Source organism: Mesorhizobium sp. B2-4-7, from assembly GCF_006442685.1.
Classification (GTDB): Bacteria; Pseudomonadota; Alphaproteobacteria; order Rhizobiales; family Rhizobiaceae; genus Mesorhizobium.
This window is the reverse complement of sequence record NZ_VFVH01000002.1, coordinates 460771-482432: the sequence shown is the minus strand read 5'-3', so window position 1 is coordinate 482432 and position 21662 is coordinate 460771. Positions and strand designations below refer to the sequence as shown.

The window sequence follows — 21662 nt, the reverse complement described above, 5'->3', positions numbered from 1 at the left end:
ATAGTTGATGTCGGCCCATGGCGGACCGGCATCGCAATGATATGGAAGCGACTTCACTCCAGCCTGTCCGCCGGCATACAAATTCGTAAGGTTGGACCTGGTTGGCGCAAAAAGGCTTTACGAACGTCGTGCGCTGCTTTGATAGAAAGCGATTGCCTTGTATCCGCCATCAATGGCGTGCCCGAGTGCACGCGGGCCTCGCCAGCGCCCCAGGAAAACACGAATGACCTACGCTTCCCTCAAGCCGGTCTCAGAGGCCTTCGTCCAGCGCAAACGGCTGATTTTCGTGCGAGTGGCGGCGGTGTTCGCGGTCCTGCTTCTGTTCCTCACCAAGCCTGGGCTCAACGAGGGCTCGCAAGGCCACGAGACGCTCGAATTCCTCGGCTTCTGTCTGGTGCTCGCCTGCGTCGCCGGCCGGCTCTGGAGCATCCTCTATGTCGGCGGCAAGAAAAACGAGGAACTGGTCTCGATCGGACCGTTCTCGATAAGTCAGAACCCGCTCTATTTCTTCTCGACGGTGGGCGCTGTCGGTATCGGACTGCTCTACGGCTCGGTTCTGGCGGCCGTGGCGCTGGGCGCTGCCAGCTTCCTCATCTTCCGCGTCACGGCGCGCAAGGAAGCCGAATACCTCCTGGGCAAATTCGGCCCGGCCTATCTCGCCTACACCAAGGCCACGCCGCGCTTCTGGCCGAACCCGCTGCTCTACCGCGACAATGACGAGTTGCAATTCTCGACGCGCGCGCTGAAGCGCACCTTCTATGACGGGCTCTATTTCCTGGCCATTTTCCCGGCCATCGAGCTGATCGAATATCTCCGGGAGAGCGGGCTGCTGTTCCCGGCCTTCGTGACGCTCTACTGATCGTCGGATCGGTTGCAAAAACCGACCGCCCTCGACAACAGGCGCTATCAGCCTCCCAGCGGATAGGGCATGTAGCCGACGAAGCCCGCGATCTTCCAGCTGCCGCCGACCTTCCTGCAGAAATACAGCGTCTGCCATTTCAGCCGATCGACGCCGCCATCCGCCTTGGCGACGGTGCCGTCGAATTTCTTGTGCAGCACGGCGCGGTCGCCGTCGACATCGATGTCGCGCAGGTTGGTGACGCGGAACAGCGCCTCGCGCAGCGGCTCGGCGAATTTGGTCGCCGCCGTTTCCTTGGCCTGGCGGAGCCACTCGTCGCGATAGATCTCCAGCCGCGGGAACTGCAGCCGCCAGGCGTCGGCGTTGGCAAGAAAATGCGCGTGCATGCCGAAGAAGCTTTCGGCGACAAAATCGTCCTCGACCATGGACCAGTCCTGACCGATGAAGGCATCGATGTCGCGCCGCACCAGCATCTCCCAGAGGGCGTGGCGGTCGGCATCACCTGATGGAAACGGGTTCTTGTCGAAGGTCATTCTCGGTTCTCCGCTCTGGAAATGCGCCCGTCCGTTTCAAGCCCGGCCGGCGAGCGCGCACGATGCAAGCGCTTCTGTAATAAAGCAACATGGATTTCCAGGAATGTTGCTTTCCAACAAGACCTCTATCGGGATCGCCTCGATCGGGGTAAATCTCGGCCGAAGCGGGCGCTCCCACCGTGTCCCGTCATAGCATCAGAGGAGGTCCGCTCTTGCCCAAGCAATGTTTTGGAACGTCGCATGTCCCGCTGTCACCCGCGGTGCGGGCCGGCGACTTCGTCTATATCTCGGGCCAGGTGCCGGTCGGCGGCGACGGCATCGTGGTCAGGGGCGGCATATCCGAACAGACGGAGCAGGTGCTTTCCAACGTCAAGGCGGCGCTGGCGCTGGCCGGCTGCACCATGGACGATGTGGTCAAGACCACCGTCTGGCTGGAGGACGCGCGCGACTTCGGCGCCTTCAACGCCGTCTATGCCAGGCATTTCCCGAAGAACCCGCCGGCCCGCACCACGGTCGAATCGCGGCTGATGATCGACATCAAGATCGAAGTGGAAGCCGTCGCCTACCGGCCGCTCTGACGGCCGTCGGCGAGGATGGAACGAAGCGGAGAGGCGCGCCCGATGCAATTTGATCTTCTGTTCAAGGGCGGGCGGCTGATCGATCCGGCGGCCGGGCTCGACGCGCCGCGCGATCTTGCCATCGCCAATGGCCGCATCGCCGCCGTCGACGCCGACATTCCCGCCGACCGCGCGGCCAGCGTCATCGATGCCAAGGGCTGCATCGTGGCGCCCGGCCTCGTCGACCTGCACAGCCACGTCTATTGGGGCGGCACCTCGCTCGGCGTCGATGCCGACCGGCTGGCGGCCAAGAGCGGCACCACCACCTTCATTGATGCCGGCAGTGCCGGCGCCGGCAATTTCCTCGGCTTCCGCCGCCATGTCATGGAGCGCTCGAAGGTGCGCATCCTGGCTTATGTCAACATCTCCTTCGCCGGCATTTTCGGCTTCTCGCAGACCGTCTCGGTCGGCGAGTGCAGCGATCTCAGGCTCTGCGAACCGCGTGAGGTGGTGGCGGCGGTGCGCGAGCACGCGGACGTCGTCGTCGGCGTCAAGGTCCGCTCCGGCAAGCATGCCGGCGGCACCAGCGGCATCGCGCCGGTCGATCTGGCGCTGGAGGCGGCCGACAAATCCGGTCTGCCGCTGATGGCGCACATAGACGAACCGCCGCCCGGGCGCTCGGAAGTGCTGCCGCGCCTGCGCAGGGGCGACATTCTCACCCACTGCTTCCGACCGTTTCCGAACGCGCCGGTCTTCGCCTCCGGCGCGGTGCGGCCCGACATGCGGCTGGCGCGCGAGCGTGGCGTCATCTTCGATCTCGGCCACGGCATGGGCTCGTTCGACTTCGAGGTCGCTCGCGCCATGCTGGCCGAAGGGCTGGCGCCCGACGTCATCTCGAGCGACGTGCATCTCTACTGCGTCGACGGTCCTGCCTTCGACATACTGGTGTGCATGTCGAAGCTGCTGGCGCTCGGCATGCCGCTGGTCGAGGTGTTGCGCGCCGCCACCCAAGCGCCGGCGCAGGCGATCGCGCGGCCTGATCTGGGCACGCTCAAGGTCGGAACCGCCGGCGACGTCGCGCTGCTGCGGCAGCACTCCGGCCGCTTCACCTTTGTCGACGCGGTCGGCGCCTCGCTGGTCGCCGACCAGCGGCTGGTCTGCGAAGGCATCGCCATCGGCGGCGCCTGGTGGCCGAACGAGACGATGAACGATGTCGGCGACACCGAGCGTTTCGAGGCGCATGTGGGGCATACGCATGTCGAGGTCGCGGCCAGGCATTTTGGGCACCGGCATGATTGATTGATCTCGGTAGCACTGCGCCGCCTGTCTTGCCGCGGCTGCGAGTTTGGCGAATGGCTTCCCCCACTCCGTCGCTGCTCCGCAGCGCCACCTCTCCCCCCTCCGGAGGGAGAGGAAGGGAGCCTCCCGGCATAAGCTCGCGCCCTTCCTCTCCCCCGTCGATCGGGGGAGAGGTGTCGAGCGAAGCTCGACGGAGTGGGGGCGACCTTCCCTTGAAGCAACGCTTCCGCTTCACCGTCGCGCGTTGCTGACCGCCCCATAAACCGGCGTATCAATCCCCTCCATCCGCGCCTTGATCTGCAGCGCCACATATTTCGAATAGAAGCGCGAGAGCGCCAGATTGCCGCCGTGGAACCACAGCGCTTCCTGTGCCGTCGGTTTCCACATGTTGCGCAGTTCGCCCTGCCATGGCCCGGGGTCGCCCTTGACGCCGGAGCCGAGGCCCCAGCACGGGCCGACCCTGTCGGCGACCTCGCGCGAGACGATTTGCGCCACGGTTTCGTTCATCGACTGATAGCCGGTGCAGGCGATGATGGCGTCGGCTTCAAGCTCGCTGCCGTCCTCGAAGAGAATGCCTTTCGCGGTCAGCGACTTGATCGCCACGCCGCTGCGGATGCCGATCTTGCCGTCGATGATCAGGTCCGAGGCGCCGACATCGATGTAGTAGCCGGAGCCGGTGCGGTAGGCCTTCATCAGCAGGCCGGTCTCGTCGTCGCCGAAGTCGAGGGCGAACCCGGCGGCGCGAAGCCGCTCGTAAAAAGCCGCGTCGCGTGCGCGGATGACGTCGTAGAGCGCTCGCTGGCCCTTGGGCACCAGCGCGAAGGGCGTCGAGGCGACGATCATGTCGGCCTTTTCGGTGGTGATGCCGCGCGCCAGCGCGTTCTCCGAAAAGATCTCGAAACCGACTTCCATCAGCGTGTCCGATTTGACCACGGTCGTCGGCGAACGCTGGATCATGGTGACCTCGGCGCCGCTTTCCCAGAGATCGACGCAGACGTCATGCCCGGAGCTCGCCGCGCCGATGACCGCGGTCTTTTTGCCGCGGAGCTTCTCGCCGCTGGAATACTGGCTGGAATGCAGCAGCTCGCCCTTAAAGTCACCGGCGCCCGGCAGGTCGATCGGCCGCGCCGGACCGTAGGCGCCGGTGGCGAAGACGATGTGCTTGGGCTTCAGCGTGATGTGCTGGCCGACGCGGTCCACGACCACGGTCCAGACCTTCTCGGCCTCGTCATAGCTGGCGCTGACGCATCTGGTGGCGACCCAATAGTTGAGCTCCATGACGCGCGTGTACATTTCCAGCCAGTCGCCCATCTTGTCCTTGGGCGTGAAGACCGGCCAATTGTCGGGAAACGGAATGTAAGGCAGATGGTCGTACCAGACCGGATCGTGCAGCACGAGCGTGCGGTAGCGCTTGCGCCAGGAATCGCCCGGCCGGGCATTCTTCTCGATGACGATCGAGGGCACGCCGAGCTGCCTGAGCCGCGCGCCCAGCATGATGCCGCCCTGGCCGCCGCCGATGACCAGGCAATAGGGCTGCTCGGAAGCGCCAAGCTCGCGGGTCTCGCGCGCGCGCGCCTCCGACCAGGTCTCGCGCTCCGGGTCGGCCTTGTGGCGCACGCCCAGCGGCCGCGTCGCGCCCTTGCGCTCCTCGAATCCTTTCAGGTCGGTCATTGCCGTGAACAATGTCCGGCAGCGGCCGTCGCGCAGGCGCATGATGCCCTGGCCCGAGGCCACGGCGGTCTCGAAGGTGAACCAGGCCTCGATTATCTCCTCGTCCGAGGTGGCTTCGCCGGTGAGCTGCCATCTTGCCGGCCGCGTCGCTGCCAGCGTCGCCTTCAGCATGTCGGCGATCGCCTCGCGCCCTTCCATCGTGGTGACGTTCCAGGTGAAGGTCAGGAGGTCACGCCAGTAGCAATCGTCGACGAACAGGTTGGCCGCGGCCGCTATGTCACCGGCTTCGAGCGCCTTGTCGAAAGCGCCGAGCCATGCGGCTGCCTGTTGCGATGGTGCTATTTCGAGCATTTGTTTCCCTCTTTTTCGCGTTGGCGCTGTCCGGTGTTCCCTTCTCCCCTTGTGGGAGAAGGTGGCCTCGCGGAGCGAGGTCGGATGAGGGGTGCTCCAGCTCGGCACGGCCGGCACTCCGTCACCCACCCCTCAACCGTCTCGGCGCTGCGCGCCGATCCACCTTCTCCCACAAGGGGAGAAGGAAAAAACGTCCTAATCCCCGAGCGGCTCCATCTCGTTGCCGGTGCGGTGGATCTGGGCATTGTATTTGATGCGGCGGACCGTCTCGCGGGCCGAGCCGTCGAGCTTGTAGGCGGCAGCCACCGCCATGAGGTCGATCATGGCCAAAAAGGCGAAGCGCGATGCCGTCGGCTTCAGCGTATCGGGATATTCCGGCACCGCTACGGTCAGCCTGACGTCGCCGACGCGCGCGAGCTCGGTGTCGGGCGCCGTCACGCAGATGGCATTGGCGCGGTAGTGCTTGGCGAGTTCGACCGCCTCGATCACCTCGCGCGTGCGCCCCGTCGCCGAAATGGCGATCACCAGGTCGCCGGGCTTCAAGGTCGAGGCGGTCATGCGCATGAGATAAGGGTCGCATTGCGCGCTGATCGATATGCCGTAGCGAAACAGCCGGTACTGCGTTTCCTGCGCCAGCGCCGAGGAACTGCCGCCCAGTCCGAACACCGTAACCTGGCGCGCCTTGGCGATCAGCTCGGCGGCCTTCTGCAGCTGGACCGGATCGAGCTGCCGCTCGGCCTCCTGCAGCGCCCGCCGCGCTTCGCCGAACACCGCGTTCCAGAACGGCATGCCGGTGTCGTTCTCCCTGGCTGGCGAAGTGTCCAGATAGAGCGCGCCGACGACGAGGCTCTGCGCCAGCTTCAGCTTGAAATCACGCACGCCCTCGCAGCCGATGGCGCGGCAGAAGCGGGTCACCGTCGGTTCGCTGACGCCGGCACGCTGGGCAAGGGCGGCGTTGGAGGCATCGACCGCGTATTTGACGTCGTCGAGCACGACATCGGCGACGCGGCGCTCGGCCGGACGCAGTTCGGCATAGGTATCCTTGACCAGCGAGATGATGTCGGGAATGCGCCGCACAGGCTCACCCCCGTCCGCCTCGCCATCCGTCATCAGGTTTTCCCGGCTGTCAGCTTCGGTCATGAAGTGGCCTTCCCTGGTCCCTTGTCGACCTCTTACCATGCTTGCACGCTGTCGTTCCATGTGCACGGCCCCGCTGCAACTGCTGCGTGCCGTTGCGGCATGCCACCCGGCTTTGCCCATCTGCAACGCCCGCCTTGTTGTGCCACTTTTCCCGAGTATGTAGGAAAGCAACACGCATTTCAAGATAAAGAAAAGACAGCGAAAGCAGGTATATAGAGGAATAGGCAGCTCTCAACGACGGAACGATCGCGCTCTTCGCTTGACACCAAAGTAGGATAGTTACACACTGATTTTTGGCAGTCGATTGGACGCACTCTCCGAGGGGCGGATGAACGCGGGCGAAACAACAGCGCCGAAGCTTGGTGTGCAGGCAGCGACCAAGATCTATCACACCGCATCCGGCGACCTCCTGGCGCTGGACCGCTGCAGCCTCGACGTCCACGCCAATGAAATCGTTTCGATCGTCGGCCCGTCCGGCTGCGGCAAGACCACGCTTTTGTGGTCGATGTCGGGCTTGCACAGCCTGACCGGCGGCGAGATCCGGCTCGACGGCGTCAAGATCACCGGGCCGCATCCCGACATCGGCATCGTGTTCCAGGAAGCGAACCTGCTGCCTTGGCGCAATCTCGATGCCAACATCCGCTTTCCCTTCGAGATCAAGGGCGAGAAACCAGACCGCGCATGGATCGCGCATCTGCTCCACCGCGTCGGGCTCGACGGTTTCGGCGGCAAGTTCCCGCGCGAGCTTTCGGGCGGCATGCAGCAGCGCGCCGCGATCGTGCGGGCGCTGGCGCCAAAACCCTCCGTGCTTTTGATGGACGAGCCGTTCGGCGCGCTCGACAGTTTTACCCGCGAGGAGATGAACCGTCTCGTCGAGGAGATCTGGCTCGACACCAAGACCACCATCGTCTTCATCACCCACAGCATCGAGGAAGCAATCTTTCTCTCCGACCGCGTGGTGGTGCTGAGCGCGCGGCCCGGCCGCGTCGCCAGGGAGTATCGCGTGCCGTTCGCGCGGCCGCGCTCGCTGGAGATCATGGCGACGAAAGAGGTTTTCGACCTCACCAACCGGATCAAGATGGACATCGTCGGCGAGCGCGCCAGGCCCAAGGCACCGGAACAGGAACGCGCCAGCGCCGAGATCGTGAGGATCAGGCCGTGAGCGACGCCATCCCGGAATTCTCCAAATCCAAATCGGGTGCCAAGTCCGGCGATGGGCAGGACGTCAGCCTGACCAATCTCTCGGCCTTCGCCAGCGGCCCCGGCATCAAGTCGGGCAAGGAGGTGGCGGCGATCATAGCTGTCGCCGTAATCATAATCGGCGGCATCGAATTGGCGCTGCGCCTGTTCCATGTGCCGCTCTACATCATGCCGCCGCCAAGCTCGATCGCCTACGCGCTGTTCGACGAGTTCCCGCTGATTGCGCCGCATCTCGGCTATACGCTGGTCGAGCTGGTTTCCGGCTTCGCCATCGGAGCCGTCGTCGGCCTGGTGCTGGCCGCCGTCATCACCCAGTTTCCCTTCGCCGAAAAGATCGTCGCGCCCTACATCCTGCTTCTCGTCACCACGCCGATGCTGGCGCTGGTGCCGCTTTTGATCCTTCGCTTCGGTTTCGGCTACACGCCGCGCATCATCGCGGTGGCGCTGGCCGCCGGGCCGATGGTGATGATCAACGCAGCCACCGGCTTTCGCCGCGTCGACAGCGCCAAGATCGCGCTGGCGCGCTCCTATGGCGCCAGCACCTTGCAGATATTCTGGAAGATCCGCGCGCCGATGGCGCTGCCTATGATCCTGGTCGGGCTGATGATCGGCGCCATCTTCGGCCTGCTGACCGCAGTCGGCGCGGAGATGGTCGGCGGCGGCTTCGGCCTCGGCAACCGGCTCACCACCTATTCGTCGATGATCCAGATGCCGCAATTCTTCGCCGTGGTGCTGATCCTGTCGACGCTCGGCATCCTGATCTACGTGCTGTTCTTCCTGATCGGCAAGAAATGGGCGAGCTGGGAGGCTTGAGCACGAGATCATGAACGCCCCGGAGCGGGCGAGGAGCGGGCGAAAGGCCATCGATCAACAAGAAGGTCAATCAACAAAAGGGGAATGCCATGACCGACCAGAACTCATTCCAGACGGCGACAAGAACGGGCATCAGCCGCCGCACCTTCCTGCAGGTGACGGCAGCCGGCGTCGTGACCGCCACCGCGCTCGGTGCATCGGGCTTGAAGGCCAGGGCGGCGGCCTATGAAAAATTCACCTGGATCTCGCCGCGCGGCACGCTCGAAGTGCTCGACGACTATCCTTATTGGGCAGCCAAGAAGGCAGGCTATTTCGACGGGCTCAGCACCGACATGCAGCCAGGCCCGTCGGACGGCACGGCGACGGTGAAGTTCGTCGATGTCGGCCAGGCCGATATGGGCTTTCCCTCGCCCGGCGTGTTCTCCTTCGCCATCCAGAACGGCATGAAGCTGAAGTCGGTGTTCCACATGGGCGCGCGCGACACGTTCTCCATCGCCTTCCGCAAGGGCGAGGGCACGAACGACCTGAAGAAGCTCGAAGGCAAGACCATCCTGCTCGGCTCCGCCGCCTGGCAGTCGATCACCGATCCGCTGCTCGCCGCGCAAGGCGTCGACATCAAGAAGGTCAAGTATGTCGAGGCCGGCTGGCCGACCTGGGGCACCGCGCTCGCCGGCGGCCAGGGCGACGCTGCCTTGTCGTGGGAGGGGCTGCGCGCCGAATGGATCGCCAAGGGCCTCGACTTCGAATACTGGCTCGGCGTGAAGAATTCCAAGCTGCCGGCCAACACCTTCGTCGTGCGCGCCGCCGATCTCGAAGATCCCGACAAGAAGGCGTTCCTGGAAAAATATCTGCGCGGCTGGGCGATGGGGCTGGAGTTCGGCTACCAGAACCCGCGCGCGGCGGTCGAAGCGGTGTTCGAGCAGTTCCCGACATTGGCCAAGAACCTCGGCCCCGAGCTCGGCACCACCTCGATCCTGCAGCAGATCAACGTCTTCCGCGGCGACATGGACAAGCGCGGCGGCTGGGGCTCGCACGACATGGCGAGCTGGCAAGGCTTCTTCGACGAGATCCACAAGATCGGCCAGATCACCAATCCGGTGAAGGCCGAGGACGTCTGCACCAACGAGCTGATCCCGGCCGCCAACGACTTCGACAAGGCCAAGGTCAAGGCCGATGCCGACGGCGTCAAGCTGACGGAGGGCTTTGCCGCGCTCGATGTCGAGAAGATCAAGGCGCATCTGTTCGATTCGGCGGTGAAGTAAGGGCTGCAAAAGAGGTCGTTCATTGCCCTGTCTTGGCTCCTTTCCTCTCCCTCCGGACAGGGGAGAGGAAAGGGCAGGCGGATGAGGGGCGGCGCCAACCTGAAGTGATTGTTCTGGATGCCCAGGCGCGGCAGCAGCTCGCCAGGTCCTATCAAAAAAATTGGGAGGCTGAATTGGCCGACAAAATAAAAGTGCTGGTTGTGGGTCTCGGCAATATGGGCGCCTCGCATGCCAGCGCCTATCACCGCTCGGACGGCTTCGAGATCGTCGGCATCATGAGCCGCTCGATCAAGAGCAACAAGAAAATCCCCGCCGAACTTGCCGGCTATCCGCTCTACGAGGGTTTCGACCGGGCGCTTGCGGAGACCAGGCCGGACGCCGTGTCGATCAACAGCTGGCCCAACACCCATGCCGAATACGCGCTGAAGGCGATAGCGGCCAACTGCCACGTGTTCATGGAAAAGCCGCTCGCCACCAACATCGAGGATGCCGAAAAGGTCGTCGCGGCAGCGCGGGCGAAGAACCGCAAGCTGGTGCTTGGCTACATCCTGCGCGTCCACCCGTCCTGGATAAAATTCATCGAGGTCGGCAAGACGCTGGGCAAGCCGCTGGTGATGCGCCTCAACCTCAACCAGCAGAGCAGCGGCAGCGCCTGGCACTGGCACAAGAACCTGATCGATTCGCTGATCCCGATCGTTGATTGCGGCGTGCACTATGTCGACGTCATGTGCCAGCTCACGGGCGCCAGGCCGGTGCGCGTGCACGGCATCGGCGCGAAGCTCTGGGCGGAAGCCGACAAGCAGAATTACGGCCATCTCCACGTCACCTTCGATGACGGTTCGGTCGGCTGGTACGAGGCAGGCTGGGGCCCGATGATGAGCGAGACGGCCTATTTCGTGAAGGACGTGGTGGGGCCGAAGGGCGCGGTGTCGATCGTCGCCGGCCAGCAGGCGAGCAGCGCAGCGGAAGCGGCGGAGGTCTCGAACTCGGCCGACATCGACCGCCATACCAAGACCGACGCGCTGAAGATCCACTATGCGGCGGTCGACGCCGACAAGAACTTTTCGAAACCCGACGAGATCGTCAGCATGGAAGACGAGCCCGGCCACCAGGAGCTCTGCGACCGCGAGCAGGCCTTCTTCCTGCGCGCCATCCGCGAGGATCTCGATTTGACCGAGCAGATGGACGCCGCCGTCAACAGCCTGCGCATCGTGCTCGCCGCGGAACAGAGCATCGAATTGGGGCGCACCGTCGAGCTGGCGTGAGACAAGCGCGCTGCTGGGGGCAGCAGTTTCAGGTCGGTGCCCCTCACTCAGCCCTCTCCCGAGAAGAACGGGAGGCGGTCGCCAGCATCAGAGCGCTTTCCTTCTCCCCGTCATGACGGGGAGAAGGTGCCGGCAGGCGGATGAGGGGCGGCGCTAACGTCGGCCCGAAGCGATAGCTCGGGCGCGGCGCGAGGCAAAGACTGGGAGGAGAGACATGGTCACCGACAGCCTGCTGAAAACCTATGCGAACTCCGATGCGCTGGACCTTGCTGACTTGGTGCATCGGGGCGAGATTTCACCTGCGGAAATGGTCGAGGCGGCGATCACGCTGGTCGAGCAGCTCAACCCGGCGCTGAACGCGGTCATCCATCACCTCTACGACATGGCGCGTGCCCAGGCGCAGACGGTCGACAGATCAGCACCTTTCGCCGGCGTGCCATTCCTGCTCAAGGAACTGGCCTCGTCCTGGACCGGCGCGCCGAACACCAACTCTTGCCTCTACCTGAAAGATGTCGTCGCCGATTTCGACACCGAAGTCGTGCGCCGCATGAAGGCGGCCGGGCTGGTGCTGGTCGGCAAGTCGAACGCGCCCGAAAACGGCTGGTCGATCACGACGGAACCGAAGCTCTACGGCACGACGAAGAACCCGTGGAAGGAAGGCATCACGCCAGGTGGCTCGAGCGGCGGCGCGGCGGCGGCCGTCGCTTCGCGCATGGTGCCGATCGCCGAGGCCAGCGACGGCGCCGGCTCGATCCGCATTCCGGCCTCCTGCTGCGGCATCGTCGGGCTGAAGCCGTCGCGCGGCCGCGTCAGCCTGGCACCGTTCGGCGACTATTGGTATGGCGGCGCCTACTTCCTGTGCTGCTCGCGCAGCGTGCGCGACACGGCGGCCTATCTCGACGCGGTGGCCGGCGCCTTGCCGGGCGACCCCTATACGCCGCCGATCCCCGACGCCTCCTGGCTCAGCCTGTCGGCACAGGCGCCGAAGAAGCTGCGCATCGGCTTCACCGTCACCCCGCCCAACGGCACGGCCATCGATGCGGAAGTGAAGGCGGCCGTGCTGGCCACCGTGGCGGCGCTGGAGCGGCTGGGACATGATGTCGAGGAACACGACATGCCGCTCGATGCCGATGCCATGTGGGCCACCTACACCAACATGACCTGCGTACAGACGGCGGCGACCTTCGACTATCATGAAACGGTGATCGGCCGGCCGGTGACGCCTGATGATGTCGAACCGGTGACCTGGGCGATCATCGAACGCGGCCGTGCGACCAGCGGCACCAGGCACATTTCCGATGTCGAGCAGCTCAGGCAGGTCGGCCGCGACATCGTCGGCGACCTTTCGCCCTACGATCTCTTCATCACCCCGACGCTGACGCAACTGCCGCGTCCGTTCGGCTATTACGATATGTCGGAGACCGACATCGACCGCTACAACGCCAAATGGACGGATGCGGCGTTCGCCTCCCCCTTCAACATCTCAGGCCAGCCGGCCATCTCGCTGCCGCTCGGCTGGTCGAAAGACGGCGTACCGATCGGGGTGCAGCTTGTCGGCCGCTATGGCGACGAGGCAGCGGTGCTGGCCGCGTCGGCGCAGCTCGAGCGGGAAATGCCGTGGAGGGACAGGCGGCCGCCGGTGAGCGGTTAATCGCTCGCGGCAGGGCACCCATCGCCGAGTTCTGTGGCGCCCCCCTCTGTCCTGCCGGACATCTCCCCCTCAAGGGGGGAGATTGGAAGTTTCGGCGCCGGCTCATCTTGTTCTTGCAACGTTGAAAATTGGCGAAAGCGGGAGCGATAATCGATCTCCCCCCTTGAGGGGGAGATGCCCGGCAGGGCAGAGGGGGGCGCCGTAGGGCGCTGACAGTGACACCGTCACGATCCCGCCCTCGCTATCCTATCCTCTCCAACCGCCTTGGCAGCCGGTTCATCGCGGCTGGCCCATCCGGCGTGATCAGGAACTGGTCCTCCAGGTTGAAGCTGGCGAGGCCGTCGATGTAGAGCGGGATCTCGAAGGCCAGCACCATGCCGGCTTCGACCAGGACATCGCTGTCGGCCGCAATGAACGGCCATTGCTCCGAGAACACAGACTGCCCGACACCGTGGCCGAAATGCCCCCGGCGGTAGGAGCGCAGGCCTTGCCGCGCCAGGCTGTCGGTGGCGACGCGGTGCACATGGCCGATCGAATTTCCCGGCACGAGTGCCGCCAACCCGTCCTCGAAAGCGCGCTCGGCGATCGCGTGCAGTTCGACCTGGTCGGCGGAAGCGGGACCGAAAGTGAAGTTGCGCGACATGTCGGACGCATACCCGCCGACCGTGCAGACCATGTCGCATTTCAGCGGATCGCCGGGCATTGCCTTGGCATCGGCACCCTTGGCCCGGGCGCCGAGCGTCACATATTCCGCCGTCGCGACCGGATGGGAGAGGCCCGCCGCCGCCGCGGCCACGCCTTGCCGGTAGAGCGCGACGAGATCGGCCTGGCGCATGCCTGCCATCGCATCGACCTGCAGCCGCTCCAGCCCTGCTTCAGACAGGATAATGCCTTGCTGCAAGAGCTCGATCTCGCGTTGCGACTTGATCGCCCGCAGCCGATCCAGCACCGGCGAGCCGTCGATCATCCGGCACTGCGGCAGCAGCGCCTGCATGGCGGAAAAATCGGCGGCTGGAACAAAGCCGAGATCGATGCCCAGCGTTGCGCGCTCCAGTCCGAATTCGGCAAGCAAGGCTTGCAGCTGGCGCACCGAGCCGGCGAGATCGAAGGTGGCGGGGCGCGCGAAATCCGGCGCGCGGGCAAGCGAGACAAGGCCGGCCTCGATGCGCTCCGCCAGAAGAAGGCCGCGGGTTTCCGTCTCGACCGGCGCGGATTCGATCCAGATCGGGTGCGAACGCACCACCGCTTCGGGCGCTGCGATCCGCAGCTGCGCCGCGTTGAAATCCGCGACGACGACGCCGATCGGCAGGTCCTGCCCAGCCGGGATGACAACGAAGCCGGCGCCGGCACGCCGGAACAGCCCCGCCGGTCCGATCGACACGCCGGTCGCATAGTGGAAGGCCTCGGGCGCTGAGAGCACCAGCGCCTGCAGGCCGGCGCGCTGCATCAGCTGCGCGGCGTGTTCGCGGTCGACAAAGCCCGTCATGGTTCCCTCCGGATGGCTGAAGCGACATCGGCTCCTCGTATCCTTGCAATCCCGGACGGAAGACTCCCACGGCTTCCCGGAATTTTGCCATGTGATGCCACTGTCGCCGCTTCGCGGCAGGCTGTCCATAGGCCGGCATGGTTGCGGGCGTCCCGCAAGGCGATTAGGGCGCAAACGCCAAAATACAGCAGCGCGTGTCCTTTTATGCGCGCCGGCGACGCTGTAGTACTTTGTCCCTGCGCAGGATTGCTTCGAAGCAAGGCCGGCGCGACAAGAACAGACCCCGCTTTGGGAATTCAATGCTGGACGGGCCGGCCTGGTTGGCCGGCGCGAGGAGGAAAACGGACACATGGCTGACAGCGGTGCGAAGACGGAAACGGCGGGCGAGGCCTTGCCGCTGTTCTATTCCAGGCCCGAGGCGCTCAATCCGGCGCGGCACGGTTCACTCGGCCTGACGGCGCGCAGCGATTTCTCCTTCGCCCGCTCGGCGCATGCCATCCCGGTGGTGGCCTCGGAAATGCCGGCGGCGATGCGCTCCTACCCGATCGTTTTCATCGGCACCGCCAAGGCGCCCGTCATCATCACCGGCCTGCGCCAGGACGAGAACCTGTTCGTCGACGCCGACGGCAACTGGGCCGGGCCGCACTACATCCCCGCCTATGTCCGCCGCTATCCCTTCATTCTCGCCGACGATCCCAAGCAGCCCGGCCGGCTGACGCTGTGCGTCGACCGGGCGAGCGAGCGCGTCATCGACCAGCTGCTGGCGCCGTTCCGCGACGACAAGGTGCTGCCGTTCTTCAGCGGTAACGAAGCGACCGAGGCGACGAAGCAGGCGCTCGCCTTCTGCAACCAGTTCCAGATCGACTTCAGGGAGACCCGCGAGATGGTCGACAAGATCGACGCGCATGCCCTGTTCGCGCCGCGCCAGAGCAAGGTGACGCTGGAAGGAGGCGAGGTGCTGAACCTCACCGATTTCCAGGTGATAGACGAGGCTGCCTTCAACAGATTGAGCGACGAGGCCTTCCTCGACCTGAGAAAGTCAGGCGCGCTCAGCCTGCTCTACTGCCACCTTGCTTCGACCAACAGCTGGACGTCGCTGGTGCATCAGGCGTCGCTGCGCAAGGCGGAGGGGGCGAAGAGCGCCTGAACAACCCACGCCGAGATCCTTCGCGGCGCGGCTGGGGAACAAGGTTCGGTGCTAAGCCGCGGCCCGCCTGTCGTGCCGCCCTTCCCTGATCTCCTCCGTGAGCTTGTCGCAGAAGGCCTCGAGATCGCCGGGATTGCGACTGGTGACCAGCCCCTGGTCGGTGACGACCTCGCTGTCTTGCCACAGGCCGCCGGCATTGATCACGTCGGTCTTGATCGACTTGTAGGATGTGACGCGGCGGGCTTTGATGATCCCGGTCTCGACCAGAAGCCAGGGCGCATGGCAGATCGCGCCGACGACCTTGTTGGCCGACCAGAACGAACTGATGAAATCCAGCGCCTTGCGCTCGACCCGCAAGAGGTCGGGATTGATGACGCCGCCGGGCAGAACGATCGCATCGTAGGCATCGGCGCGGGCCTCGTCCAAGGTCTTGTCGACCGGAACTTCGCGGCCCCAATCCTTGTGGTCCCAGCCCTTGATCTTGCCGCTTTCGAGCGACACGATTTCGACCTCGGCGCCGGCCTGGCGCAGCTTGTTCAGCGGTACCTCAAGCTCGGACTGTTCAAAACCATTCGTCGCAAGGATGGCGACGCGCTTGCCGGAAATATCCTGCATCGTTTTTCTCCATGATTGGATTGGATGCAGGGCTAACGAGCCTGAACCGGTACCGTTCCTCGCTGTAACCTTATGTGACCGGAGGGATCTGTGGTGCGCTGTACTGCACCACGGGTCTCCTTTCCTCATCAGCTCTCCTTAGTGAAGGACTGTTACCCTTTTCGTGTCTCAGACTCGGGGTGCACTACGGAATTCTGCTCGCGGATCGCAGCCGCGCGGCAAACGTACAGGCCGCCCCCCGCACCCGGTTTTCTTCCTAGAAGCGGGGCAGGCAGGGCGGCCCTTCATACCAGCGGCTTACTCGATGACGCGGGCTTCACCGACATCTGCGGCCGACGGATCCAGCCCGTAAGCCTTGAGCGCTTCGGCGATAGCCCCGTTCTTGCGGTAGACATCGAGCGAAGCGTCAACCGCCTTAACGAAGCCCTCATTGCTCTTGTCCAGCAGGAAGGCGGTCTGCGACGGGTTCATGGTCGCATCGATGCGCGGATCCGGCTTCAGGACATGCACCTTGTAGTTCTGCCCTTCGTTCTGAATGACAGCGGAGCCGAAGCCGTCGAGCGCCGCCTCAATACGACCGGCATGAAGGTCCTGAGCGAGGTTCAGCGACGACGGATAGGTCTTGGAGCCTTCGTAGAGCTTCTCCATGTCCTGGACCCACAGATATCCTTCCACGGTGCCGACCTTCTTGCCCAGCAGACCGTCCACGGTATCAATGCCGTTGGTCGAGGTGACGGACAGTTGGTCGAGATAGACCGGCGTGGACAGAGCGACGACCTTCGCGCGGGCGGCGGTACGATAGAAGCCGCCAAGCGCGATGTCCGCGCGCCGCGACTGAACTGCGGAAACCGCGCCTGGATATGTGAAGATCTCATAAGCGATCTCCAGGCAGTTCTCCTTGGCAAAACGCTTCACGAGATCGCCGTCGATACCCGCGATGCCGCCGTCTTTTTCGAGCGAATACGGAGCGGTGTTGGTGAGCGCGACGGTGAGTTTGCCCGCCGACACGGTTTCGAAAGCATGCTGCGGCTTGCAATCCTGTGCGGACGCGACGCTGGCACCCAAGGCCGTGGCAATGGCTGCGGCCGAGATGATCTTACTCCAATTTTTCACTTTGCTCTCCTCTGACATTGATGGTTTTTGATTGCAGGTCAGCCGAGATGGCTGCCCAGCCTACGTTCGGTGTACGAGACCAGCCACCCGAACGGGACGGTGATGGCGAGGTAGAACAGGCCCGCCAGGATCAGGACATCGAGGTAGAGGTAGGTGGCCGCACCCACGCGATAGGCGCGCGCCAGAAGTTCGGGGATGGCGATCGTGTATGTAAGGGCCGTCGCCTGGAAGATGAGAATGGCAAAGCCCATCAGCGCGGGTATTGCGAACAGGATTCCCTGGGGGACCACCACGAAGCGCAGGATGTCCCGGCGGGTCATGCCGAGCGCCAAGCCCGCCTCGATCTCACAATGCGGAACCGCGTTCAGACCGGCCCGAAGGATCTCGCTGGTGTAGGCGCCTGTCGTTAGCGCCAACGCAATCACGCCAGAGGTGAAGGCACTTACGGTCATCCCCGAAGCAGGCAATCCATAGTAGACCATCTGCAGGACGACGAGTGCAGGCGCGCCGCGCCCGATCTCGACCAGTACCACCGCGAAATAGCGGACGAGCCTGTTTCCAGAGGAGGAGGCAAGCGCAAGAACGAGACCGATAGGCAATCCGAACAGCAGCGCCAGGCCCGCCAACTGGAGACTGACAAGAACTCCTTGGAAAAGCTGGGGGGACCAGTCCAGCCAGTTGGCCAGCATCTCGCTCATTTCGCTTGCCCTCTTGAGCGCAGCCGCTCGTCCACGGCGCGTGCCAACACGACAACGGGTATCGACAGCGCGATGTAGAGAAGCGCAGCGAAAATGAACGGCATGAAGCTGCCGCCTCCGCCTTGGGCCTGCTGCGATGCGTACATCATCACGTCGCGGACACCGATCGTGGAGGCCACGGTCGTGTCTTTGAGCAGGCTGACAAGAAAGGTCGCCATGGGCGGAACCGAGACGCGCAGGACCTGCGGCGCCAGGATGTAGCGCAGCGTATCCAGGCGCGTCATACCGAGCGCCGTGGACGCCTCCCGCTGGCCCTTCGAGAGGGCCAGGAAGCCACCCCTGTAGATTTCAGCGAGATAGGCCGTTGATACCAGCCCCATACCCAGGATGGCAGCCTGATAGGAACTGAGAACGATCACTCCGCTGCCCAATCCGAAGAAGATAATGAACAGCCAGACGATCGGCGGGATTCCCCGGACAACGTCGATGTATATGCGCGCCGGCATGCTTAGAAGGAGCCACCGGGAACGTCGCATCAGCACCAGCGGCACGGCTGCGATGGCCCCGACTGCGAAAGCGCCGAAGGTCACCAGCAGCGTGGCCGGAACGCCTCTGAGCAGTGAAACCAGCAGGTCGATCATCTGCGATCGACCACGGCACGGAAGAACTGCCGCGTGCGCGGCGACGACGGGTTGCGGATCACGGCATCAGGCGGACCCTGCTCGATGATCTCTCCATTGGCCATGACGATCACGCGGTCGGCGACGTCTGCGGCAAAGGCGATCTCGTGCGTGACGATGATCATTGTCATGCCTTCCTGGGCGAGCTCGCGCATCACGGCCAACACCTCAAGCCCGAGTTCGGGATCCAGGGCGCTCGTGGGTTCGTCGAAGAGCATCACCTTGGGGTCAAGAGCCAGGGCGCGTGCGATCGCGATACGCTGCTGCTGGCCACCCGACAGGCGCGCCGGGTAGGAGTGCGCCTTGTCCGTAAGGTGTACGCGTTCGAGCAATTGGGCGGTGCGCGCGTCCGCCTGCTCCCTGGTGCGCCCCAGAACCCGCATCTGCGGCAGCGAAATGTTGCGCTGCACGGTCATGTGCGGAAACAGGTTGAAGGACTGGAAAACCATCCCGGTGGAACGTCGGAGCCTCAACAGCTCTCCGGCGGACAGATTGCGGTCGACCGAAAACCGGATGGCGCCCACTTCGAGGGTACCGGATGACGGCTGTTCGAGCATGTTGATCGCACGCAGCAGCGTGCTCTTCCCCGCGCCGCTGGGTCCGACGATCGCCACGACCTCGCCGCGCGTAATGTCGAGCGAGACGTTTTTCACGGCGTGATGGCCGCCATAGATCACGTTGATGTTCTTGATGCGGACGATGTTTTCTGCCTCGGGCATGGCTTCTTTGTCCTTGCGCTAACGCCGGTGTCCTACTGGTCAAGCCGCCGCAGTATGTACGGCGGGGACGTTTCTTTCCGGAGTTGGAGCGAGACTCTCGGTGCCTGGGATCGATGCGGGAGAGCCCTTGAGCACCCAGTCCGCGACGATCAGGCCTATCACCGGCGCGAGCTGGATCCCGTAGCCGCCCGCACCGGCCGCGGTGATCAGACCGGGCTCGGACTGATCGACTGGTCCGACATGGGGACGGTGGTCGGCGGTGACAGGGTAGAGGCCTGCCCAGCCCCGGCCGAGCCGGGCGCCCGGCAGATCAGGCACGCGCTCGATCAGCATCTCGGCCAGCATGACCTTGGACCCTTCCTCGCACTGCTCGTTGTAATTGTCCGGATCCTCGGGCGAGGGCGAACTTACCTTGTGTATCTCGGCGATGAGCTCGCTCGCTTTCTCGTGCCGAAAGTTGAGTCCGGTGCCCTGCCCGTTCACCAGATCCATGACCATCGGCATTGTGTAGGGAAGCGGCGCGTCCAGGTGGATTGTCAGCGCCTCGTGGCGCTCGGGGCGGATGTGAAGCGTCTGTCCAAGCATCTCGGCAACGCGTGGCGCCCAGGCGCCTGCCGCATTCACGACGAAGTCGCAGCCGATCGGACCCTTGCTGGTGTCCAACCGATAGCCACCGGATGTCCGCGCGACACCAAGCAGCTTGCGGAACTGGAAAACCTCGGAGCCGAGCTTCTTCACCTCTTGCGCCAGCAACGTGCACATTTCGTGGGGATCGAGGAAGCCGTCGTCCGGCCCGAAGATGCCGCCTTCGAGCCCATCTGAACTCAAGTGCGGCACGAGCTGCTGGAGCTCGTTCGCCTGGTAGACCCTGGATCTGAAGCCGGCATCGCGCTGGATCTCCACCGAGCGGGCGAACAGTTCCATCTGCTCGGAGGTGCGCGCCAGACGCAGATAGCCGATAGGGTTGAAGCCGAGACCGAGGCGCTCCTGCCACCGGCGGATGCGCTGCACGGATTGCATGCGCAGCTGGATCTCGAACGGATCCGTCAGCTGTGTGCCAACGACCCCGACCGAGCGGCCGCTGGATCCTGACGCAATGGATCGTGCGTCGATGACGGTGACGCGAGCGCCCTGTTCCGTGAGCGCGTGCGCAGAGCACATGCCGAGGGTGCCTGCACCGATGACGACGACGTGAGGAGAAGCTGTCATGTGACTTCCATCTGTTGCTGCGTCGTCCCGTGCCGGATGGATCCGGCGCCGGACGCGCTACGTCATTGCTTTGCGATTGCTGCGAGGGCGCCGTCGATTGCGGAAAGGATCTCGCGTGCGTCTTCCTCGGTCATCGAGGTGGAAAGCGCGAAGAGTCCGTAACTCGCCGAAAGCACGCCGCGGTCGAGCAGACCCTTGTGGAACAGGTCGAGCTTCGCGCGTTCGGACGCACCCGGATAGACCGACCGATAGTCCGTGATCGGCAACGCAGTGAAATGGACTTTGAAGAGCGAGCCGAGACCGACGCACTGCCCGTTGAGGCCATGGCGGGCAAGCGAGGCCGTGATGCCGTCGCGAAGCAGGCTGCCGATAGCGTCCAGATGCGCGAAGCTGGCCGGGGTCAACGCGCGCATCGCCGCCAGACCGGCTCGCATCGTCACCGGGTTCGCGGTGAAGGTGCCGCCATGCGGCAATGCAGGCTTGCCTCGCGTTGGATCGAACACCGCCATCACGTCGGCGCGGCCGCCGACGGCACCGACCGGGAACCCTCCGCCGATGATCTTGCCGAGAGCCGTCAGATCGGGCGTGATGCTCCACAGGCCCTGCGCCCCCGAATAGCCAAGGCGGAGCGAGATCACCTCGTCGAAGATCACCAGCGAGCCGGCGGCATGAGCGATCTCGACCATCGCGTCGAGATAGTCCTTCCGCGCGGGAATAAGTCCGGCGCGGTTCGGCATCGGGTCGATCAGAACACCCGCAATCGTGTCGCCATGCGCGTCGAAGACGGCACGCAGCGCCTCCGTATCGTTGAACGGCACCGCGATGACGTCGTCGAGAACTCCCTTCGGCGTGCCTTTCGCGTATGCCGTCGAGGCAGGCATGTCGCCCCAGTTGGCGGGCGAGCTGTCCAGGCTGACTTCCGCGAAGTCGTAGGAGCCATGGTAGGCACCTTCGATCTTGACGATCTTCGGCCGCTCGGTGAACGCCCGAGCCGCCTTGATCGCCATCATGACGCCTTCCGTGCCGGAGTTGGCGAAGCGAACCTGCTCGACCGACGGGAGGCGCTCCACCAGCAGTTCAGCAAGATCAAGTTCGCTCTCGGTGGGCGCTCCGAAAGCCGATCCCCGGGGCATCTGGTCCACCACCGCCGCCGTGACGGCGGGATGGCCGTAGCCATGGATCATGGCCGTGAAATTGTTGATGCAGTCGTAGTAGACGTTTCCATCGACGTCCCAGACGCGGCAGCCCTCGCCGCGCTGGGCATAGATCGGAAACGGGTCGATGAAGACCGTTGTCCGGGTGTTCCCTCCCGGCATGACCTTGCGGGCCCGTTCGAACATCTCGCGGGATTTCGGCATTGAATCTGGATAGTGGCGCATAATCTTGTAAACCGA

General features: G+C 64.3%; 20 protein-coding genes. 9 read left to right on the top strand and 11 right to left on the bottom strand.

Annotated features, from left to right (window positions below; all coding sequences use genetic code 11):
* Positions 1-223: 223 nt before the first annotated feature.
* Positions 224-859, top strand: coding sequence for an isoprenylcysteine carboxylmethyltransferase family protein (locus FJ946_RS09055; protein WP_140492100.1), 636 nt, complete (start codon positions 224-226; stop codon positions 857-859).
* Between the two features lie 47 nt (positions 860-906).
* Here the strand turns inward: FJ946_RS09055 and FJ946_RS09050 are convergent, their stop codons facing one another.
* On the bottom strand, positions 907-1392 hold the full coding sequence (locus FJ946_RS09050; protein ID WP_140492097.1) for a hypothetical protein: 486 nt from the start codon (positions 1390-1392) through the stop codon (positions 907-909).
* 212 nt (positions 1393-1604) lie between these two features.
* Here FJ946_RS09050 and FJ946_RS09045 point away from each other — a divergent pair, with 212 nt between their 5' ends.
* Together FJ946_RS09045 and FJ946_RS09040 are read left to right on the top strand one after the other, a co-directional pair.
* Positions 1605-1970 (top strand): RidA family protein, encoded by a 366-nt coding sequence (locus FJ946_RS09045; protein WP_140524551.1) that lies wholly within the window; start codon positions 1605-1607, stop codon positions 1968-1970.
* Positions 1971-2012: 42 nt separating this feature from the next.
* Positions 2013-3248 (top strand): amidohydrolase/deacetylase family metallohydrolase, encoded by a 1236-nt coding sequence (locus tag FJ946_RS09040; protein WP_140563897.1) that lies wholly within the window; start codon positions 2013-2015, stop codon positions 3246-3248.
* Positions 3249-3479: 231 nt separating this feature from the next.
* On the opposite strand, the gene FJ946_RS09030 is transcribed toward FJ946_RS09040, so the two are convergent.
* Together FJ946_RS09030 and FJ946_RS09025 are read right to left on the bottom strand one after the other, a co-directional pair.
* A complete protein-coding gene (locus FJ946_RS09030; RefSeq protein WP_140563896.1) occupies positions 3480-5270 on the bottom strand; it encodes an NAD(P)/FAD-dependent oxidoreductase in 1791 nt (596 codons plus the stop codon).
* A 195-nt stretch (positions 5271-5465) separates the two neighbouring features.
* The gene (locus tag FJ946_RS09025) at positions 5466-6410 is read right to left on the bottom strand and encodes a MurR/RpiR family transcriptional regulator (RefSeq protein ID WP_140563895.1); all 945 of its coding nucleotides are present in this window, start codon (positions 6408-6410) and stop codon (positions 5466-5468) included.
* A gap of 328 nt (positions 6411-6738) precedes the next feature.
* Between FJ946_RS09025 and FJ946_RS09020 the strand changes: the two genes are divergently transcribed.
* The 5 genes from FJ946_RS09020 (at position 6739) to FJ946_RS09000 (ending at position 12601) form a co-directional block, all read left to right on the top strand.
* Positions 6739-7572, top strand: a complete 834-nt coding sequence (locus FJ946_RS09020) for an ABC transporter ATP-binding protein (protein ID WP_140563894.1) — start codon at positions 6739-6741, stop codon at positions 7570-7572.
* Complete coding sequence (locus tag FJ946_RS09015) at positions 7569-8423, top strand: ABC transporter permease (RefSeq protein WP_140492076.1); 855 nt, start codon at positions 7569-7571, stop codon at positions 8421-8423. The genes FJ946_RS09020 and FJ946_RS09015 overlap by 4 nt, the downstream gene beginning before the upstream one ends.
* A gap of 89 nt (positions 8424-8512) precedes the next feature.
* The gene (locus tag FJ946_RS09010; protein ID WP_140554766.1) at positions 8513-9685 is read left to right on the top strand and encodes an ABC transporter substrate-binding protein; all 1173 of its coding nucleotides are present in this window, start codon (positions 8513-8515) and stop codon (positions 9683-9685) included.
* A 173-nt stretch (positions 9686-9858) separates the two neighbouring features.
* Positions 9859-10950 (top strand): Gfo/Idh/MocA family oxidoreductase, encoded by a 1092-nt coding sequence (locus tag FJ946_RS09005; RefSeq protein ID WP_140563893.1) that lies wholly within the window; start codon positions 9859-9861, stop codon positions 10948-10950.
* Positions 10951-11164: 214 nt separating this feature from the next.
* Entirely contained in the window at positions 11165-12601 is a 1437-nt protein-coding gene (locus FJ946_RS09000; protein ID WP_140563892.1) for an amidase, read from the top strand.
* Positions 12602-12842: 241 nt separating this feature from the next.
* Here the strand turns inward: FJ946_RS09000 and FJ946_RS08990 are convergent, their stop codons facing one another.
* Positions 12843-14087, bottom strand: a complete 1245-nt coding sequence (locus FJ946_RS08990) for a Xaa-Pro peptidase family protein (protein ID WP_140563891.1) — start codon at positions 14085-14087, stop codon at positions 12843-12845.
* A 349-nt stretch (positions 14088-14436) separates the two neighbouring features.
* Between FJ946_RS08990 and FJ946_RS08985 the strand changes: the two genes are divergently transcribed.
* Positions 14437-15234: a SapC family protein gene (locus FJ946_RS08985; protein WP_140563890.1), complete on the top strand. Its 798-nt coding sequence runs from the start codon at positions 14437-14439 to the stop codon at positions 15232-15234.
* Positions 15235-15285: 51 nt separating this feature from the next.
* Here FJ946_RS08985 and FJ946_RS08980 read toward each other — a convergent pair whose 3' ends face one another.
* From FJ946_RS08980 to FJ946_RS08950, 7 genes are all read right to left on the bottom strand, one after another.
* Positions 15286-15849 (bottom strand): type 1 glutamine amidotransferase domain-containing protein, encoded by a 564-nt coding sequence (locus FJ946_RS08980; RefSeq protein ID WP_140514067.1) that lies wholly within the window; start codon positions 15847-15849, stop codon positions 15286-15288.
* A gap of 297 nt (positions 15850-16146) precedes the next feature.
* The gene (locus FJ946_RS08975) at positions 16147-16962 is read right to left on the bottom strand and encodes a transporter substrate-binding domain-containing protein (RefSeq protein WP_181165194.1); all 816 of its coding nucleotides are present in this window, start codon (positions 16960-16962) and stop codon (positions 16147-16149) included.
* 38 nt (positions 16963-17000) lie between these two features.
* Positions 17001-17660 (bottom strand): amino acid ABC transporter permease, encoded by a 660-nt coding sequence (locus tag FJ946_RS08970; RefSeq protein WP_140492032.1) that lies wholly within the window; start codon positions 17658-17660, stop codon positions 17001-17003.
* Positions 17657-18301 (bottom strand): amino acid ABC transporter permease, encoded by a 645-nt coding sequence (locus tag FJ946_RS08965; RefSeq protein WP_140492029.1) that lies wholly within the window; start codon positions 18299-18301, stop codon positions 17657-17659. Before FJ946_RS08965 ends, FJ946_RS08970 begins: the two co-directional genes overlap by 4 nt.
* Positions 18298-19059: an amino acid ABC transporter ATP-binding protein gene (locus tag FJ946_RS08960; protein WP_263483292.1), complete on the bottom strand. Its 762-nt coding sequence runs from the start codon at positions 19057-19059 to the stop codon at positions 18298-18300. The genes FJ946_RS08965 and FJ946_RS08960 overlap by 4 nt, the downstream gene beginning before the upstream one ends.
* A gap of 39 nt (positions 19060-19098) precedes the next feature.
* Positions 19099-20268, bottom strand: a complete 1170-nt coding sequence (locus FJ946_RS08955; RefSeq protein WP_140563889.1) for an FAD-binding oxidoreductase — start codon at positions 20266-20268, stop codon at positions 19099-19101.
* A gap of 62 nt (positions 20269-20330) precedes the next feature.
* Positions 20331-21626, bottom strand: a complete 1296-nt coding sequence (locus FJ946_RS08950) for an aspartate aminotransferase family protein (protein ID WP_246673015.1) — start codon at positions 21624-21626, stop codon at positions 20331-20333.
* Positions 21627-21662 lie beyond the last annotated feature (36 nt).

Coding starts and splice junctions, on each gene's coding strand:
- FJ946_RS09055 (WP_140492100.1), top strand. CDS start 224: ATGACCTACGCTTCCCTCAAGCCGGTCTCAGAGGCCTTCGTCCAGCGC.
- FJ946_RS09050 (WP_140492097.1), bottom strand. CDS start 1,392: ATGACCTTCGACAAGAACCCGTTTCCATCAGGTGATGCCGACCGCCAC.
- FJ946_RS09040 (WP_140563897.1), top strand. CDS start 2,013: ATGCAATTTGATCTTCTGTTCAAGGGCGGGCGGCTGATCGATCCGGCG.
- FJ946_RS09030 (WP_140563896.1), bottom strand. CDS start 5,270: ATGCTCGAAATAGCACCATCGCAACAGGCAGCCGCATGGCTCGGCGCT.
- FJ946_RS09025 (WP_140563895.1), bottom strand. CDS start 6,410: ATGACCGAAGCTGACAGCCGGGAAAACCTGATGACGGATGGCGAGGCG.
- FJ946_RS09020 (WP_140563894.1), top strand. CDS start 6,739: ATGAACGCGGGCGAAACAACAGCGCCGAAGCTTGGTGTGCAGGCAGCG.
- FJ946_RS09010 (WP_140554766.1), top strand. CDS start 8,513: ATGACCGACCAGAACTCATTCCAGACGGCGACAAGAACGGGCATCAGC.
- FJ946_RS09000 (WP_140563892.1), top strand. CDS start 11,165: ATGGTCACCGACAGCCTGCTGAAAACCTATGCGAACTCCGATGCGCTG.
- FJ946_RS08990 (WP_140563891.1), bottom strand. CDS start 14,087: ATGACGGGCTTTGTCGACCGCGAACACGCCGCGCAGCTGATGCAGCGC.
- FJ946_RS08985 (WP_140563890.1), top strand. CDS start 14,437: ATGGCTGACAGCGGTGCGAAGACGGAAACGGCGGGCGAGGCCTTGCCG.
- FJ946_RS08980 (WP_140514067.1), bottom strand. CDS start 15,849: ATGCAGGATATTTCCGGCAAGCGCGTCGCCATCCTTGCGACGAATGGT.
- FJ946_RS08970 (WP_140492032.1), bottom strand. CDS start 17,660: ATGAGCGAGATGCTGGCCAACTGGCTGGACTGGTCCCCCCAGCTTTTC.
- FJ946_RS08965 (WP_140492029.1), bottom strand. CDS start 18,301: ATGATCGACCTGCTGGTTTCACTGCTCAGAGGCGTTCCGGCCACGCTG.
- FJ946_RS08960 (WP_263483292.1), bottom strand. CDS start 19,059: ATGCCCGAGGCAGAAAACATCGTCCGCATCAAGAACATCAACGTGATC.
- FJ946_RS08955 (WP_140563889.1), bottom strand. CDS start 20,268: ATGACAGCTTCTCCTCACGTCGTCGTCATCGGTGCAGGCACCCTCGGC.
- FJ946_RS08950 (WP_246673015.1), bottom strand. CDS start 21,626: ATGCCGAAATCCCGCGAGATGTTCGAACGGGCCCGCAAGGTCATGCCG.